Origin of the sequence: Nocardia uniformis NBRC 13702, from assembly GCF_001613345.1 — a bacterium.
In the GTDB taxonomy this organism is placed as follows: Bacteria; Actinomycetota; Actinomycetes; order Mycobacteriales; family Mycobacteriaceae; genus Nocardia; species Nocardia uniformis.
This window is the reverse complement of sequence record NZ_BDCE01000056.1, coordinates 1-17,899: the sequence shown is the minus strand read 5'-3', so window position 1 is coordinate 17,899 and position 17,899 is coordinate 1. Positions and strand designations below refer to the sequence as shown.

Sequence of the window (17,899 nt, the reverse complement as noted above, 5' to 3'; positions counted from 1 at the left end):
GACCGTCGCCCCTTGGGGCGCTGTGGCATGCGGCGCGGCTTGACTGCCCGCGCCCGCCGCCGGTGTCGACGCGTTGCGCCCCACCGCCCACATCCGCGCACCGCGGAACTACTCACTTCCTTCCGCGGTTGTGGCCGGTCCGGGGGACCTGATCGTCGGCTGGCGTGGGCATGTCGTCGTGGCCCACGCCAGCCGATCACCATCACCGCGTTTGTCCTTCGTTCGCATGCCCCGAATCGGGAGCACCATCGTGCGGCGTCGACTCCGGTGACCACCGGCACCGGGCACGGGCAACCGGCCTGGTTGTAGCCGATTTCACCGCACCCACGGCCCTGCTCCCGGCCCGTGCTCAGCAGCTATTCGTCCGTGCGCCAACGGACTTCAATCCACCGCGTCTCGCCGAGGCTCCGGCGAGCGTGACTTCGAACAGGAAGGTTCTTCCGATGTCGGCTTACCAGAATCCGCAGGGCAGCACCGTCATCGTTCAGCATGAAGGCTCGCTACTGCGTGTCACGATCTGTCGCGATGTCGACGACCCACCGGTCTCCGAGGCCAGTTGGTCGGCGCAACTCGCGGCGGCGGCCCGTCGTGAACTTGGCTGTCGGGCACGTCGAGTCTCCGCCGGTGGCGCTGTCGGCGCGGGGTCGAGCGGTTCGCGCCGGGAGCGGCGTTCGGCGGTCTACATGATCGATTCCGCCTTCACGGTCACTCATCGCGGCGAGGAATTGACCGTCGCCGTAGCCGGCCCGCTCACCGCACACGGTGCGCGCGCCCTCGCCGACCGGCTCCCACAGCACTATTCGGTGCGCCGTCGCGGCGCTGGCTGGTGGGTCACCCACCAGGACGTGCCGCTGCGCGAGCTGACCATCGGCGCGAAGGTCGTCCTGGCGGTGGCGCCCAGGTGCGAGCTGGCCGAGCATTTCGGCAGGGGAGTGGCCGCCACCACCCGGGTCACGGTCCGTGGCTCGATGGCGCCGTTCGTCACCACCGCCCACACCTGCGACGAGCACACGCCGACACCGGCCGACATCGTCGCGCACAACAGTGCGCTGGGCGAAACGGTCGACTCGATCGAGATCGCCGAATTGTCCTCAGGCCAAACCGTCGCCTCGTGGGCTCCCGTGCCGGTCGCCACCGGGCACTGAGGTGTCTCGCCAACGCTGCCGAGTCACCGTCGCATCAATTCCCTTCTGTAAGAGGAGTGTTCATGTCACTGGATAGTTCTGTACGTCATTTGTCGCTGCAAGAGATGGTGCCGCTGCTCGAATCCCAGCAGGCGGCCAAGGTCGATGTAGTGGCTTCCGCGTCCTCCATCCGTTCCCGCGACGGGAGGATCGAGTTGTTCGGTGTCAGCCCTGTTGTCGACGGCCGGGGTGTCACCGCTGTCGATGGGCTGTATGAACCGACAGCCGCTGCGGACGGGCAGATCGCCGACAAACTCGGCATCCCTGCCCGCTATCTGCGTCGGCTGCGTGAGCGTGACCGTCTCGATCTCTACGACAGCAACATCAATGGCTGGCTGCACGGCCGAACCGATGCCGAGTTGCCCGCACCCGATGACCGGTCTTTCCTGCTGCGCTTGTTCACTCCACCGCAGCCGGACCGGCCTGGTGTGCTGCGCGCGATGGTGTCGGATCGGTACGGGATCATCGATAACCTCGACGTTCTCACCGCGGTCCTGGAAGGAATCCGCGACGCCGATGTCGACACCGACGTCCGCGGCTGCGATCTGACCGAATCCTCGATGCACTGCAAGGTCTATTGCCCGCAAATGTCTGCCCTCGCACCGCGATTCCTGGAAAACTACCGCAGCCCGTTCGCCAATCCTGACCTCGAAGCCGACCGCCGCGCCGCGGCCGGGGATATCGATCGGTGGCGTCGCGTGGCCGCCGCCAGCGGCCAGGGATACGGCCTCGGTCACGAGCCGGTGGTGTACGCCGGTCTGCGGTTCAGCAATGACGAAACCGGTCACCACGCGGTCCGCTTGACCCCGGAACTGGTCGTCCAGATCTGCGGCAACGGATTGACACTGCCGCTGTTCGCGCACACCCACCGCCATGTCGGCGAACGCCTCGACACCGGCACCGTGTCCTGGTCGCAAGACACGCTGCGCAAGAAACTGGCCGTCATCACCGCCGAGACCCGTGACCGTGTCGCGGAATGGCTGTCGCCGCAGTTCTTCACCGCCCGCATCGACGAGCTCGAGCACGCCGCCGGTGCCCAGGTCACCCGACCGGACAAGACGATGGAAGTCCTCGGCAAGCGGCTCGGGTTCAGCGACAGCGAACGGTCGGGGATCTTGTCGCACTTCATCGCCGGCGGACAGCTCACCGCCGCCGGAATCGCCAACGCCGTCACCAGCTACTCCCAAACCGTGGCCGACGCCGACCGCGCCAACGCCCTCGACGACCTCGCCCTCCAAGCGATGAGCCTTGCCTGACTTCAATCACAGCACCGCACAGGCACGTTGATCAAGCTCTGTAATCGCTTCTATTTCAACATCTTTCCGCTGGATGAGGCGCCTCCACAGGGTTTGGCGTCTCACCCACTGCCGTTTCCCAGGAGGTTTGTTTCCATGATCGACACGTTGTCTCGTGAGGACTACGAACAGGCGGCCCATTTCGGTTCCGCAGGGCCCGCCTCCCATCTCGACGAACACACCGTCACCGCTTGGCGGCGCGATATCGACGGCTGGTCGGGCAAACACTGGATCTTCCTGCCCGGCGAGGACGGCGTCTGGACGCTGCGGCCGCTCAACGTCAACAATCGCAAACGCTCCTGAGTCGAGCGTTCCCAGTAGGACGAATTCGATTCGCGCACAACGCGATCTGGCATTACTTCAGAGCACTCATCGTCCAAGGGCGGGTACCGGTGTCCTCCACTCCGGTACCCGCCCTTTCTGTCTCGAAAGGACTCTCGACATGACCACCGCCATCGATACCGCAGTTTCCCCCGATCCAGCTCCCGCCATCGACAACGCCGCGGCCAACGTGCCCGAAACTGCCATCGAATCCCCAGGATCCGACGAAGTGGCTGCGGAGGTAACCGCGGCCGCGCCCGAGGCGTTGCTGCTGCCGCCGGGATCCCTTGTCATTGATGAGAATGTGCGCAAGTCGTTCGACCTCGGTGATCACCCCGATGTCACTGATTCGATCCGCCGACGCGGCGTGCAGACACCGGTCAAGGCATATCGGGAGCTCGACGGTTCCATCACCGTGATCGAGGGGCAAATCCGTGTACTCACCGCCCTGGCCTGCAATCTGGCACTGGTCCCGGTGTGGGTCACTCCGGCCCCCGCTGTCGATCCCACGGAACGTGCGATCGATCGAATCGCCGAGCAGATCAATGCCAACGACTACCGCATCCCATTGACCGAGGGTGATCGTGCGGCGGGGATGACGCAGATGTTCGCCTTCGGCGCGTCGCTGACCCGTATCAGTCAGCAGATCGGCCGAAAACGCGATCAGGTCAAACTCGCCGTGAGCGTCGGTGCCAGCGATACCGCCTGCCGCGCTGTGGATTCCGGGCAGCTCGATTTCGAGCAGGCCGCCGTGCTCGCCGAATACGAGAAGGTCGGCGACACCGACGCCGTCGCGCGGTTGCTGGCCACACCGCGGTCGATGTTCGGCTACGAAGCCCGCCGGATAGCCGGTGATCGCGCCGAAGCACGGCAGAGGTTCCTCGAATCGCTGTCCTACGCCGCACACGGATTCGGAGTCCTCACCCACGAACCGGACGCGGACTCCGACCGGTTCCTCAACTACGACCTGTTGCGCACCGCCGACGGTCACGACATCACCACAGCAGATCTGCAGGCGACCGCCGCCGATTGGGTGGTGTACCTCTATCCCACCGATGAGGAAACCCTGGTCGAGCGTGACACCGGCGCGGTCATTGACCGTGACACCGTCGACTGGAGCACTCAGGATCGGCCTGATGCCACACCGGCAGACGGGCTGCGTCACGCCAATACCGTTGACCATCAGACGCGGTGGGAACCGACCTGCTATCTGCGTGCCGAACGCCTCACCGAATCCGGGTTCCGACTGGCCAGTGACTTCGAGCAGGAAGTCGTAGTTGAGGAGCACATCGACGTTGCTCACGACGTCGAGGCAGAGGGCACTGCGGTCGCGGTGGTCCCGCAGGAGAGCCCGGACGATGGCACGCGAGGTGAAGAGGCCGCGCAGCCCGCCGCACGGCAGCGGGAGGAAGCCGCGCGCGTCGCGGCCGAACGCCAGGATCAGGAGCGCCAGGCCGCCCGGCGGGTGCGGGAGCTGAACAAGCAGGGTCAGGCTGCGCTCGAGACGCGGCGGGAATTCCTGACCGGCTACCTCACCCGCAAGACATCGCCACCGCTGGCCGCGGTGTTCGTCGCCGAAACTCTCGCTGACGAACCCGGGTTGCTCAGCGAGTACAACGCCGACCGCACCGCACACGAGCTGCTCGGTGTCAGCGGGTGGCGCAGTGGGCTGCTCGCGGCGATCAGTACCGCGAAACCGAACCGCTGCCAGGTGATCACCCTCGGGCTCGTACTGGGTGCCTACGAGAAACGCACCGGCAAGGATGCCTGGCGCTACACCGATCGTGGCGTGCGCCGGTACCTGCATTTCCTCGCCGACAACGGACACCACCTCACCCCCGTCGAGCAAGCCGCCGCCGGCGACATCGATCCCAACACCATCGACATCGACTCCTGACCACCGATCTCGCCGTGGGGCGGGCGTATCCCGGTCAGCTCCGGGGTACGCCCGCCCCTTCCCTTTGGAAGGAGTTTCGTTGCGTGCGAATCGATTTCTCGATGCCGCCATATCTGCGGCGGCGCGAGGCTGGCACGTCTTTCCGCTGTGGCCGGACTCCAAACGTCCCGCAATCCGCGGATGGCCGACCGCAGCCACCACCGACATCGACCGTATCCAGTATTGGTGGACCGCCAATCCGCGCTGCAATATCGCCGTCGCGACCGGCCCCAGCGGTCTGCACGTCCTCGACCTCGATGTCCACCACGGCCACAACGGCCCTGACGCCCTGTACCAGCTCGCGACCACCCAAGCTATGCGGGCGTCGCTGGTCACGTTCACTGTCGCCACCGCGTCCAACGGCCGCCATCTCTACTTTCGGGCTCCAGAGGGGATGCGGCTGCCCAACACGGTCGCCCGTCTCGGCGCGGGGATCGATTCTCGCGGTGAGGGCGGATATGTCGTCGCAGCCGGATCACGTGCCAGCCACGGGCGTTACCGCATCCTGGCCGACTGCCCGGTCGCCACTTTGCCGGATTGGCTGACCGATCTGCTCACGCCCCCACCGCTGCCGGAGGCCAGCGTCGGTGGCGAGCCGCTGCACAGCGTGGGTGCGTACGTCGCCGCCATCGTGGCCGCCGAAACTCGCAAGGTCGCTGCTGCGCTACCGGGCAGCCGCAACGCGACCCTGTTTCGGGCCGCCTTCACTCTCGGTCGACTTGTCGCTGGTGGCGAGCTCGACGAGACCCGCATTCGCGACGTACTCATCGCCGCTGCGGCAATCCACGTCGGCCATGACTTCACCGTCCGTGAGGTCGAGCGGGCCATCGCCAACGGCCTCACTCTCGGCGCGAACCGCCCACGCCGCCTTGCCCGCAGCCGCTGAAACCTACCAGCGCCGACTTGTCGGCCACCCCTCGTCTATCTCGCACCTAGGAATAGTGATGCCTGACCGCCACATGCTCTGGGCCCTGGATCTCACCGCTGCGTCTGTCCACGCCGCGGTCTCTCTCGCCCGCACCGTTCAGCTCGACTCTGTCTGCACCACAACCATTTTCACCGTTGCCAACCCCATCGAAGGGGCCTCTGGTGACATCGCGCTTGCCGACTCCGCTCCCTCGCGGTGGTGACACTGTGGCCAGCAACCCGCTCACTGCGGCAGGGCTTTCGCGACGAACGATCGCCCGCAACGTCACCCGCGTATTTGCCTGTGCGACACCGCAGCAACTCGACGCTGGTCTGTGCTGGTACCCCCGAGCCCGCGAGATCGCCGCCGAACTCGCCCAGCAAGGCAACGTCACCCTCGACACCGCCGCAATCGTCCTGGCACACCTCTCGCCACGCACCCCCTGGTCACGGACCGTTAACGCCGCACGATCTCTGCTCGCCACGGGGGTAGCGCCCGGAGCGATCGGCGCCAACGCTCGCCGTGCCACAGCCGCGCTTACCGCTCCCGACCCCTGGGCCACCTTCAGTGCCACCGCACCGAAGACCCGCGCGTTTGCCCGCGCCATCCTCGGCGACACCGATGCCGTCGTCATCGACATCTGGAGCGCCCGCGTCGCCGACATCCCCGATCCCGACCGAATCTTGCGCCGCACTGGGGTCTACGACGCCGTGGCTTGCGTCTACCGACACGTCGCTCACCGCCATCAGCTTCACCCCTCGGCCTTGCAAGCCATCACGTGGACCGTGATACGCGGCAAACCTGACTGATCCACTCCATCACCCTCGCAACAGGAACTAAGGAGCCCTCATGTGCAAAGGATCGAGCAAAAGCACCGTGCAGCATTTCACCCGGCTTGCTGACGGCACGATCGGCTGCTGGGTCATCGGATGTAGCAATCCCGCCAGCCGGTGGATCGATATGGAACGTTGGGGAATTCGGTGCTGGCTCTCGACCGCCTACTGCGGCGAACACGGCGACAACGATCTACGCGATCCGCATCACGTGCATCGCGTCAGACCGATCTCCTGAGCACGAGCCACCACTCAACCTGAACCAAGCTCGTGACCGAACCCGCTCTCCTAAGGCGGGTCTTGTCGTGGGGTTGACTAATGGTCGCGGCGGACCTCTTCTCTCATCCCAGATCACCCTGCTTCGCTTACTTCGAGGACCGCATCCAGTATTCGAAACTATGTTCGTCGATGGCCTAATGTGTTCCAACCGACTGCGCGGCGAGTTGTTGATCCGCCACGGCCAGTGACCATGAACCTCAGGCTGGCGATACCGACCATGGGACATCGGTTCGGAGCCCATCCGAGTACGCGCGGGCGGGCTTGAAGTGACCGGACGTGTTCCCGGCACGCTCTTCGCGTGGACGAGGACCGGCTCCGGCAATTGGCTAGGGCCCATGGAAGGTTCGCATGGCCGGGCCGTAGGTTCTCACAGGCGAGCAGCGCTGTCGGCCGCGACGGCGGCCGACCAAATCCGCTACCCGACAACAGCAGCCTGTGGTTGGGTTGCCGGATGGGTTCACCAACGACGGTTGCCTACTCCACTGTCCGGCGAGGCCTTCGCCCTGCGCGCGTCGCGATCGTTTTCGACGGTGGAGAGCACTGGTCGTACTGGGCCCGCCGGGCACTTCACCTTGCCAACATGACATGGGGCGGAACAGGATTCGCGCTTATACCCCATCACGAGGGCCACGTCGCGCCCGCCCTTCTGCGTGCATGCCGAACCTATGACCCGGACTACGTCGTGACGTTCCCCCGGGAAGTCCTCGACTACGAATATTTCCTGCCCGGAGCCCTGGAGATAGGCGGCCCGGACGGGCAGCTCTTAACAGGCCGTGCCCGGTGGGAGGCGTTGACGGCGGACCACAATATGTTGGACGTGCATATCGGGCTTGATGCACAGGCTCGTGATCAGGTGGCGGCGGTGTGCTCGCCGTACAAACGCGTCGGCGTCGACAGCCGCAGAGAAGTCACTCACCGTTTCGGCGTCCCCAAGGCAGAGTTTCCGGACGTAAACTCCATGCCAGGCGTGGCGGTCCTCAATTGCGTGCAATGCCCCCCGAATTGGGGCGGCCTGCTCGCAGTGGCCGTCGCCTCCCATGCCGGTCTGGTCGATGCACCGAATCCGGCGGCCACCGAGCCCGCCCTCGACGAGCGCACCCGGCAGCGGCTCATCGAATTCTTAACTGGGACCCGGACACTTCCGCCCGACTTCCTGGCACGCCTTCCCCTCGACGGTGCCGCCCTCTCGGACATCGGCTCTGCATGGGGCTACACCGCCACGGGCCTGTGCGAGATATCGTTGATGGACGAGGCGCAGCATCGGACCTTGTTGGTCGTGGGTGACTCGGCGGAGGACTTCGCATTAGCTCGGCTATGGCAGCTGATCTACGGGCACGGAGTGTGGCTTCCCAGCTCCCTGCGCGGTGACCCCGACGCTATGCCGGGCGCGCTTGTCGATGCCCTGACCAAGATCTTCTACCACTCGCGTTACAGGCCTGCCACGGTCACGGTGACCTCGGCATCGATGCCTGCGGCGCAAGTGGACTCGGAACTGGAGCGCTTCAGGGCCAAGGTGCGGGACTGGCCGAACGGAGACCAGAATCCGGCCGAGATCAGCGAAGCTCTCACGGCTCAGGACTTGACCTGGCCTCGACGCTCCACCAAACAACTCGCGGTAATCGAGCAGTTCGACGACCCGCTCAACATTCCGATCGAGGTCGACGCCACCGGAACACGCACGATGTTGACACCGTTACCCCCGCCCCTACTCGAGAACAAACAGGTGGCCTCCCACGACGACATCACCTGGCACGTCGATATCACCTGGCTGGACGATCGATCGATCGAGGGTGGGGACATGACCACTGGCGAGCTGTTAGCTTCCGAGGGTGAGCTGCCAGTCACGTTGGTCCGCAGTGGCAGACACGGACCCTCGTATCCGTCGAAACGATACGACCTTGTCCTGGGCGGCATCCCGACCCTCAATCGGCTCCCCCGCCCCAAACTCCGCGACCTGAGCCTGCCGGACTGGGTCGACGCGAAACTAGCCCAACACAATCTCACCAGCAGACTGAGCCCCGCAGGGCACCGCACCGCGCAGCTGGCACGCATGTTCGGCAGCCGCGACGCGGTAGTGGACCTGTTCGCTGGACCGCTACTGCCGGCCCTACGGAAAATGGACGCCAAACAGGAAAGCTCAACCGCCTGTTACCCGAAAGACGAAGGCGTCAGAATCCGAGCACACTACGGGGTCCTGAACTTCTCGGGCTTTCACAACCTGTCGGCAGACGCCGCCGAGACCGATGTCAGGCACCGCCTTGACGCGGCACTGCAGGCAGGGGTGATTCGCCGCGGCCTCGTTCTCCAATGTGCTCTGTGCACCGAACTACAGTTCCAGCCCGTCGACCGACTGGGCCAGCGCTGGACGTGTGAACGCTGCGACACGGGCAACGAACTGAACCAACCAGCCTGGAACCTGCCGCTGCAAGAACCTCGCTGGTACTACGACCTGCATCCAGTCGGCAGACAACTCCTCGGTGACCACGGCGACGTCCCGATCGCCTTGGCAGCGTACCTATCTCACGAAAAGCGCTCGCTCGGGCCATACCAGGACCTCACCGAAGTCGAACTCGTCGGCAACCGCAAGGCCAGAGTGGAGCTGGATCTGGTCGCATACCAAGGCGGCATCCGAACCATCGCCGAAGCCAAGAGCGCCGCCCAGCTCTCGGGAAAGAACGCCAACCAACGTCAAGCCGAGGTCTCCAAGAAGTGTCAGGCCGCAGTCTGGCTCGAAGCAGACGAGCTGGTGTTCGCCACCTCCACGCCCGAGTGGACACCGGGCGCCGAGGCGGACATCTTTCGTGCCACACAGGCATTCGACTGGTCGGATATCGGGCCGCCGACAATACGTTTGATAGCCGGACTCGATCCCCAAGGCACTGTCACATCGAAAACACTCCCCCGCCCGGAACCAAATCGTTCTTGAAGTCGTGCAACTGATTGATGCCTAGTCGTCAATCAGTTGGATGCGCGGGCACTGAACGACTCGCGGCATACGCCGCACAGGATGGCTCCCGCGTCGATGGTTTCTGCGTCGCCTGCACACGCCGTGCCGGTGTGCACCGCAACGCGCGCCGTTGCGGTGTGCGGCCGGACTTGCCGCCGTTCTCCTCGTCGTCCTTGTCGCCCGCTCGCAGTCGCTTCGTGTTCGGATCGGCGGTAAACGACGATCGCCGCCTTGAGCATTCTGCGCCGTCACTGGTGTCACTGGTGTCACTACGACCGACAAAGGATGACGCCATCGTGCAACCAATATTGAGTTCACGACGGCAAAAGCAGCAAGTGGTACTGGCTCGATCTGTCTCACAGGACGTGGCTGCGCGAGTCCTCGATTGCTGTTGCCAGCAAACTGGCATCGATCACCGTCGCGCAAACTAAGCTCATCCAGTGCGCAGCTACGACTCGTTGTCCGATCACGACTTCGAACTGCTCATTGCAGATCTCCTAGGCGCTGAGGATGACGTCGTGTACGAGGCATTCGCACGAGGCGCTGACCAAGGAGTGGACCTGCGCAGGCTGACTTCTACAGGCCTGGACATCATCCAATGCAAGCACATGCTGAAATCCACGTATCCACAGCTCAAATCAGCCGCCGCGGCTGAGGCCAAACGCCTGGCAGCGCTTAGCCTCAGCACCTGGCAGTACCGGTTCGTAACAAGTCAGTCCTTAACCCCACGGAGGAAGTCGGACCTCGCCAAGATCCTGTCGCCATGGATCAGCAGGGACGACCAAGTTCTCGGTGCGGACGACCTTGAAGGACTGCTTAATCGTCATCCGGAAGTAGAACGCGCGCACATCAAATTATGGCTGGCCAGCGCAGCTCAGCTGGACGAGCGGCTCCATGCTGCGACATGGGCTCGCAGCCGCCAGCTGCACACGGAGATCAATGCGTGGTTGCCCCGCTACGTCGAGAATCAATCCTTCTGGGAAGCTCGAAAGAGGCTGCGGGCCGAGCGAGTCCTGGTCATCTCTGGCCCCCCAGGGATCGGGAAGACCACATTAGCCCGAATGCTCCTCGCCGATGCCGCAGTGGATGGCTATAAACCTATCGAGGTGTCCACCGATATCGATGAGGCGTTCGAAATCGTCAATGACCACGATGCTCGAGCGTTCTACTACGACGATTTCCTGGGTAGCACATTTTTGCAAGATCGACTAGCAAAGAATGAAGATAAGCGTCTTGCCTCCTTTATGCGGCGCTGTTCGTCCAGTGCCAACAATCTGCTGGTGCTCACTACTCGTGAGCATATCTTGCAGCAGGCAGTCTCATGGTATGAGGAACTCGAACTGGCTGGCCTCCCGATACGTCGGTTCCTGCTCGAGCTGTCGGCCTACACCCGATTCGATCGAGCTCGGATCTTCTATAACCACATCTGGCACTCCAAAGAAGCAACTGACACCGTTCGCCGCGCGCTGTTAGACGACGACGCATACCTGACGATCATTGATCACCCGAACTACAACCCTCGGCTTATCGAGTACATCACCGGCCTAACCGGACCAGGTCTCGATGCTGAGTCCCGGGTTGACTATCTCGCATTCGCGCTAGGGGTTCTCGACAACCCCGATCGGATCTGGGAGCGGGCGTTCACGCAGCAATTGGACGAGCACGGCCGCGCGTTACTTATCGCCGTGGCGATTACCGGCACACCGATCGTTGTCGATGATGCGCGGTGCGCATTCGAATCCTTGCTCGCTTTCAGGGGCGATGCACCGTCCCAGCACGACTTCCGCTCAGCGCTGCGCGTATTAGATGATTCATTCCTGCGGAGCAGTGAACAGTCAGAAGAAACATTTATTGCTGTTGTTAACCCCTCGGTGGAAGATTTCGTCGCAAACTGGCTGGCCCGCAATCCAGACGTAGCAATGGCAGCCATCAACAGCGCAGTATTCTTCGAACAGTTGATGTGGTTGTATGGCCGGCTGAAATCGGCCGAGAAGGTACGCGCACTGGTCCGCACAGCACTGCTGAACGGCGTGCAGCGGTGCTTCGAGAGTAAGAACCCTGCGTGGGGGGACGTTCGCTGGAGCGGTAGCACCCGCAAACACAAGTGGCGAGAACCGACTCGTTACGAGGATCGACTCGTCTTCGTTCATAGTCTGCTGTCGACAGAAGGAGGAATTGCACTCAGTTCTTGGTTCGAGGAGAAGCTTGATGCCACGGCTTCAGGGTGGCGAAACCACGTGAGGGACCCCAGTCGGCCGGTGAAATTGATCAATGCGCTTCGCCAAGCTGGCTACCCAGTGTCGCTGCATGTCATCGAGGCCGCGCGGGATGGTCTCGCCAAAGCCAACTACACCTATGCATGGTCAGAACTGGCAAAGCTAAGAACTATGACCCCTGAGGCATTTCCATCACATATTAACCAGAAACTCGTAGCATCTTGCGAAGAATGTATCAATGGACAGCTCATCGATCCAACCGATATCGAGGATGAAGATGAGCTCTATAGCATCCGACAGTCAGCGGAAGCAATGGGTGCATGGAACCCAGGCCTCAAAGACCTTTATGCTCGCGCGGCCGACAGCATCCATGAGCGAGCCGAAGAAGCGGACGAGCCTGATGACAACGAGCCTGATAGAAATTCACCCAGTATGTCCCCGGCTGCGGAGCACGCGGCTATCACCGCATTATTTGCCCGGCTTGAGGAGTCACTTAGCCAGGATGGATGACCACAAGGCCGGATAATCCGCAGGGTGGCAGGGTCGAGACCCATTACTCAGTGGTTTCAGGTTGAGGGGCGTTGAATCACCAAGCGGTACGTGTTCATATGCAGCAGCCCTGAATCGGCCAACGTACCCAATGCCACCACCCTTCGAAATCAAAGGCCGGAGAAGTGGAATGAAGGATGACAGCACCAGCAAGTCTCATCGACAGTCGGAGCAGCAACCTTAAACCGTTCGATGACTGTCGCACGTCGACAGTTGGTCAGTGTTCCATTCGTAACGAATCTAGAGATCATAAAGCGGTGATTTCTAGTCCCTCGGAAGCTCATCGAACCGGAGACGATCTATCGCGGCCTTCAACTGACCATTGTCTTGCGGCCCCCTCCAAACCACGATCTCAACTCGTCCCCGAAGACCCTCATCGTTAGCAATACGGCTGCGCACCTCTTCGACAGCAGCATCGGACGTCTCATTCACCACGAGCAGCCACGGGACCATACGTGATCGGCCCTTGGCCAGTAGGTCGAACATCCATCGACCAGCCGTTCCGTGGCGGTGGGTGTACTTCACGATCACATCGACCCGGCCGGTCGGACCTGTCCTGATAGTGAAGTCGAGTCCGTCGTCTCCCAATCGATCGTCGCGAGAAACGACTTTGGTTGGTCCCATCACATGTTGGAGCGCCAGTTTCACTTCAGTTTCATAAAGCAGACTGCGGGCTTGGACCGAGTTCTCGATACCTGGCGCAATCTGAGACGCCGCGTCCACATATGCGCGCGCTGCCTCGCTGTCGGCCTGATGTCTTCCCTTCTCCAGGAGCTTGCCAACCACGCGCCCCCGCTCAAACTTGGCGCTGTTGTCCCCGGCCCCAAATCGTGACAACGGCGTGCCCTGGATACCGATCAGAAGGAGCACAGCCGATACGACGACCAGCACCGCAGAACCGGCTTGGTTATCCGATAGGAACACCGAGGCCGTCCCAGCTGCGGCCATCAGCACACCCGCTATCGAGGCACTGGCACGCTCCCAGCTAGTGAGCTCGCGCCACGCGTCATCTTGGCCGTCTGGCGTGTCGTCCGACTCTGTCCGGTCATCTACCACCACAGCATCTTGGCACCCATACCCGCACACCCGTCCGCAATCCGTCCGCAGCACAACCTAGAAACCCAAACGGTGCCCAACGCGACCAACCGGCAAAGATCCAGGCCGACCTACAGATCCAACGCGATACGCAACCCTCAAAAACAGACCAGGCCGTCGTTCGCATCGAGAAGGTCAGGATGTCCATCTCGCCTGTGTACGAGTGCGGCATGACAACGTCAACCCGCCCCCGAACGACAGCGTTATAACACCCATCTAAACCCCAACAAATTGCCTGCCCGGCAAGACTCTTCGAAATTGCGTTCCGTTGCCGAAGGTTGCCACCAACCGACCAAATGCGCAGCGGGTCAACAGTTTTGGGTTGCGATTGACAGAACACCGTTGCGTCGAGTAGCGATGCCTTGTCCTAATCCCTAGGTCGCAGGTTCGATTCCTGCCGAACTTGCGGAACCCATGGAGCGTCGAGTGCGATCACACGGTGGAGGACAGGATCTAACTCGCTCATTGGTAGATCATCTAGTGACCGGTACACCGGACACAGGCAGTCGGGCGGGTACGCAGGCCGTATGCAGCACCGCCGCTCACCCCCCGCCCGACTCAACATAGCCAACAAAAGAAATCCGCCAGTCGTACCAACATTCGACAATGCGCCCAACACGGACACGTTTCGCTCTCTACCCTGCGACTCCAGTGCCGCACAGAGGAAACGGATAGGTGAGCGGGTCATCGGGTGTATCCCGGAGTCCCGGCGATCTGCCCCCAGGGGATCAGGGGCGGACCGGGTGCCCGCCGATGAACCTGTGGGACGGGGCGGGACAAGCCTTCGCTGCGCTCAGGTCGCCGCAAAGAGCGCGGCGATCCCACCCCGCCCCACAGAACCCCCGCCGGCCCTGCGGGCCCGGTCCGCCCCTGATGGCGGAGCCACAGATCGCCAGCCCTCCGGGCACCACCCGATCACGGTTTCTCGTATCGGGGTTCGGAGGGGTTGGCGGTCAATCCATTCCGTTTCTCATTCGAGGAGTGCATTGTCATGGCTGGAGAAATCACGCTCACCGTTGTCGGTAACCTCACCGCCGATCCCGAGCGCAAACTGTTGCCCAGTGGCCAGACCGTCGCCAATCTCACCGTCGCACAGAATTCGCGTGTCTACGATCGCGCGTCCAATGAGTGGCGTGACGGTGCGGCGGTGTTCATGCGGTGCGCGGTCTGGGGAGACATGGCCGATCACGTCGCGGCCAGTCTCGCCAAGGGCGTGCGGGTGATCGTCACCGGTCGGCTTCGTCAGCGCAGCTACGAGGATCGCAACGGTGTCACCCAGTGGATCACCGAGTTGATGGTCGACGATATCGCGATGTCGTTGCGGTTCACCGCCGCGCAGGTAAACACCGTCGAGGCCGCGGGGGAGGAGCAGCCAGCTGCGCGCCGCGGTGATCGGTCCCTCGTCGGAGCCGGTGTGGGCGATCAGCCCGATTTCTGACCTTTGCTCCGTACCGCTTGTCGAGGGAGTCGCGCTCGCGGCTCCCTCGCTCGTTCCTGCCTTGACCGGAGGTGGCTTTCGATGTCTGCCCACCCTTTCCCCCGTGAACCGCTCGCCACCGATGGGGTGCTTCCCCCAGCGCTCTGGTTCCTGTTGCTGGCTCTGTCGCGTCAGGTCCGCGAGTTGACGATCGCCCGTGACGACCTGCTCGACGCCATGGCGATCCACGCCTTGTGTGAGCACCAGGAGCGCCTGATCGGCTGCGCCCGCTACTACGACCGCTCTGGGACTTCGCCGCGGCGAGTCGTTGCCGCCGGTTCCACGAACACGCACACCTACCAGCGGGTACGGGCGTGCAATGAATACACCCGCCCTATGCCCGCCGCTGTGTAGGAAGGAGTCCCGGCCATGGGCCTGATCTGGATCGCGGCTATTGCCGTGCTCGCTGTGTTGCTGCTGTGGTGGGCATTTCCCACCCTCGCCCGCATCGCGGGGTTTCTGCTGGTGATCGACTCACTGCTGGCGATCATCTTGGCTCCGGCCCGCTCGATTCCCGGGCGGCTGCCGTGGCTTGGGCTCGGGCTCGTTATCTGGTTGGCCGGGCATTGGGCGTGGGCGTTCAAGCATGGAGCGTGGGCCTCGCCCATCGCGCTGCGCATCTTCGGCCTGCCCGGCCTGCGCTGGATGATCCCCAGTTCCACCCTTACCTTCGCCCACGACGACACCTGGTGACGTCCGCGCCCTGGTTCCCGGTTCCTCTCTTGACTCGGGGCCGGGCCGCGCCGCGCGTAACAGGTGTCGCACTCGTCCGGCCCCGAGTCCGGTGATCGCGCACAACTGCGATTCGTTCATGCCTCTCTCGTGCAGCCGCGCCAGCGCCGTGCCCGCTGCCGCCTCGGTTTCGGCCTCCACTCGCTCATATCGCGCCGTCGCGGCCGCGATGGTGGCATCGCGGCGAGCTGCCGCCCTGCTCAGTCGCCCGGAGTGCTTGCCGAACGCCACCAGGTCCGCTTCGTTCGCGCGCACCAGTCGCGCCTGTTCGGCCAGCATTTCCGCCATCACCCCGTGCGCCCACTTCCGCGCATTCCCTTCATCGGCCATCGCGGACCTCCCTTCGTGCGTCCCGCGTGAGCGGCCCTCCGGCGGCCGTTCTCGCACCAATCATCGATTCCTTCATTGCCTATTTAAATTTCCACAATCCCATCTCCATCACACATTTCTCAACCCCTTCAAATCTTCTGTCATAACATCCCATATGGGTTTTATTCTATTCACTGACACACCTCTTGCATTGCCAATGCTACTCGCGGGTAATGTCTTTTAAGGGCTCCCATTTCGCGCTATTTTCGATGAGGTGATGACGCTTCATCGACTGCATGCCGGCGACGGCTATGAGTATCTGACCAGGCAAGTGGCCAGCGGTGATCGCCTGCGTGATCGCACCCGTGACCTCACCGATTATTACGTCGAGCACGGCACTCCGCCGGGGGTGTGGATGGGCAAAGGGGCTGCCGCACTCGGTTTGTCTGGCATGGTGACCGAAGCGCAAATGCAAGCATTGTTCGGCGAGGGATTGCACCCCGACGCCGACGCCATCATCGCGGCCGCAATCGCCGACGGGAAGACCGCGAAACAGGCTGTCGAGGCCGCTCAGATCGGCCGGATGTTCTACGAATTCGCCACTGAACCCTCAGTTATTCGCGACATTCACGACCGCAAGATCGACGAATTCACCTTCGCGCAGCGGCGGCGACCGGACTGGGATGAGCGCACCATCCTGCGCACCGATGCCGCCCGTGAGCACCTCACCGGTGTGCTCGGCCGTGTCCCCAATCGTGCCGAGATCGATCAGGCCCTCGCTGACGAAAAGGCCGCCACGCGCAAGGCGGTGGCCGGGTTCGACTGCGTGTTCACCCCACAAAAGTCCATCAGCATCTTGTGGGGACTCGGGTCCGATGCGGTGCGTCGTGAGATCTGGCAATGCCACCTCGAGGCCGTGCAGGAGGTTCTGGAGTTCGCCGAATCCCGGTACGCGGTGACCCGCCGTGGCGCGAACGGTGTCATGCAGATCGATGCGACCGGGCTGATCATCGCCGCGTTCACCCACTTCGATAACCGTGCCGGGGACATGAATCCCCACACCCACGCGGTGATTTCCAACAAGGTACTCGGCTCGGACGGCAAGTGGTCGGCCCTCGATGCCCGCGCGTTGTACGCGGCGGCGGTGTCGATGTCGTGCCGCTACAACGCCACCATTGTGGGGAAGTTGAAGCGGCGCATGGGGTTACGGTTCGAGGAACGTACCCGCGGCCGAGGCAAACAACCCGTCCTGGAAGTGGTCGGCATCAGCGAGGAAATGATCGCCGAATTCTCCCGCCGCGACGTCATTGTTGCGCGCTTCGAGCACCTGGTCGCTGACTATCATGCCGCGCACGGCCGTACCCCGAACAAGGTCACCCAGTACCGGCTCGCCCAGCAGGCCACCTTGGAGACCCGTGCGGGCAAACCGCTACCGAAACCGTTGCGGCAGATGGTCGACGAGTGGGATGGGCGGTTCCGCTGCCTGTTCGGCCGCGGTCGTGGCGGGCAACAGTTCGTCGACGACATGGTGTGGGCACACAACCATCCCAACGCACCCCGGCCGTTCGATCCCGCCGACGCCATTGTCGAGATCGGTGTCGGGCTCGGTGGCGGCGCCCAATTGCTCACCGCCACACCGCTACACCAGCAGCAAGCCATCGCTGCCCAACTCAATCGATACCAATTCGGCACGACGGAGGCAGCCGCTGACGCCGCCCGCACACTGTCGATGCGGCTGGCATCCGGGCCCGACGAGACACTGCTCGACCGCATCGATGCCACCGTTCTCGCACATCGGCGCGCGATCTATGACCCGGCC

14 protein-coding genes are annotated in these 17,899 nt (G+C 63.1%); 13 read left to right on the top strand and 1 reads right to left on the bottom strand.

Going from position 1 to position 17,899, the window contains the following annotated elements; genetic code table 11:
* The first annotated feature begins 443 nt into the window (after positions 1 to 443).
* The 9 genes from NU1_RS19215 to NU1_RS19170 all read left to right on the top strand — a co-directional run bounded on the left by NU1_RS19215 (position 444) and on the right by NU1_RS19170 (position 12,428).
* Positions 444 to 1,145, top strand: coding sequence for a hypothetical protein (locus NU1_RS19215; protein ID WP_067523173.1), 702 nt, complete (start codon positions 444 to 446; stop codon positions 1,143 to 1,145).
* Positions 1,146 to 1,207: 62 nt separating this feature from the next.
* Entirely contained in the window at positions 1,208 to 2,440 is a 1,233-nt protein-coding gene (locus tag NU1_RS19210; protein ID WP_067523324.1) for a hypothetical protein, read from the top strand.
* A gap of 135 nt (positions 2,441 to 2,575) precedes the next feature.
* Positions 2,576 to 2,782, top strand: coding sequence for a hypothetical protein (locus NU1_RS19205; protein WP_067523172.1), 207 nt, complete (start codon positions 2,576 to 2,578; stop codon positions 2,780 to 2,782).
* A 139-nt stretch (positions 2,783 to 2,921) separates the two neighbouring features.
* Entirely contained in the window at positions 2,922 to 4,697 is a 1,776-nt protein-coding gene (locus tag NU1_RS42800; RefSeq protein ID WP_212761478.1) for a ParB/RepB/Spo0J family partition protein, read from the top strand.
* Between the two features lie 79 nt (positions 4,698 to 4,776).
* Positions 4,777 to 5,622, top strand: a complete 846-nt coding sequence (locus NU1_RS19195; RefSeq protein ID WP_067523171.1) for a bifunctional DNA primase/polymerase — start codon at positions 4,777 to 4,779, stop codon at positions 5,620 to 5,622.
* Between the two features lie 248 nt (positions 5,623 to 5,870).
* Complete coding sequence (locus tag NU1_RS19185) at positions 5,871 to 6,452, top strand: DUF7178 family protein (protein WP_067523169.1); 582 nt, start codon at positions 5,871 to 5,873, stop codon at positions 6,450 to 6,452.
* A 40-nt stretch (positions 6,453 to 6,492) separates the two neighbouring features.
* Positions 6,493 to 6,714: a hypothetical protein gene (locus NU1_RS19180; RefSeq protein ID WP_157552539.1), complete on the top strand. Its 222-nt coding sequence runs from the start codon at positions 6,493 to 6,495 to the stop codon at positions 6,712 to 6,714.
* 621 nt (positions 6,715 to 7,335) lie between these two features.
* A complete protein-coding gene (locus NU1_RS19175) occupies positions 7,336 to 9,681 on the top strand; it encodes a hypothetical protein (RefSeq protein ID WP_157552536.1) in 2,346 nt (781 codons plus the stop codon).
* A gap of 461 nt (positions 9,682 to 10,142) precedes the next feature.
* Complete coding sequence (locus tag NU1_RS19170; protein ID WP_067523166.1) at positions 10,143 to 12,428, top strand: ATP-binding protein; 2,286 nt, start codon at positions 10,143 to 10,145, stop codon at positions 12,426 to 12,428.
* A gap of 303 nt (positions 12,429 to 12,731) precedes the next feature.
* Here the strand turns inward: NU1_RS19170 and NU1_RS19165 are convergent, their stop codons facing one another.
* Positions 12,732 to 13,526, bottom strand: coding sequence for a hypothetical protein (locus NU1_RS19165; protein WP_157552533.1), 795 nt, complete (start codon positions 13,524 to 13,526; stop codon positions 12,732 to 12,734).
* Positions 13,527 to 14,553: 1,027 nt separating this feature from the next.
* Between NU1_RS19165 and ssb the strand changes: the two genes are divergently transcribed.
* The 4 genes from ssb to mobF all read left to right on the top strand — a co-directional run.
* A complete protein-coding gene (gene ssb, locus NU1_RS19160; RefSeq protein WP_084521625.1) occupies positions 14,554 to 15,000 on the top strand; it encodes a single-stranded DNA-binding protein in 447 nt (148 codons plus the stop codon).
* 81 nt (positions 15,001 to 15,081) lie between these two features.
* Positions 15,082 to 15,393 (top strand): hypothetical protein, encoded by a 312-nt coding sequence (locus NU1_RS19155; RefSeq protein WP_157552530.1) that lies wholly within the window; start codon positions 15,082 to 15,084, stop codon positions 15,391 to 15,393.
* 15 nt (positions 15,394 to 15,408) lie between these two features.
* Positions 15,409 to 15,732 (top strand): hypothetical protein, encoded by a 324-nt coding sequence (locus tag NU1_RS19150; protein WP_067523162.1) that lies wholly within the window; start codon positions 15,409 to 15,411, stop codon positions 15,730 to 15,732.
* A gap of 625 nt (positions 15,733 to 16,357) precedes the next feature.
* Positions 16,358 to 17,899: MobF family relaxase (gene mobF, locus NU1_RS19145; RefSeq protein ID WP_157552527.1), on the top strand; the 1,542-nt coding region annotated here is incomplete at its 3' end.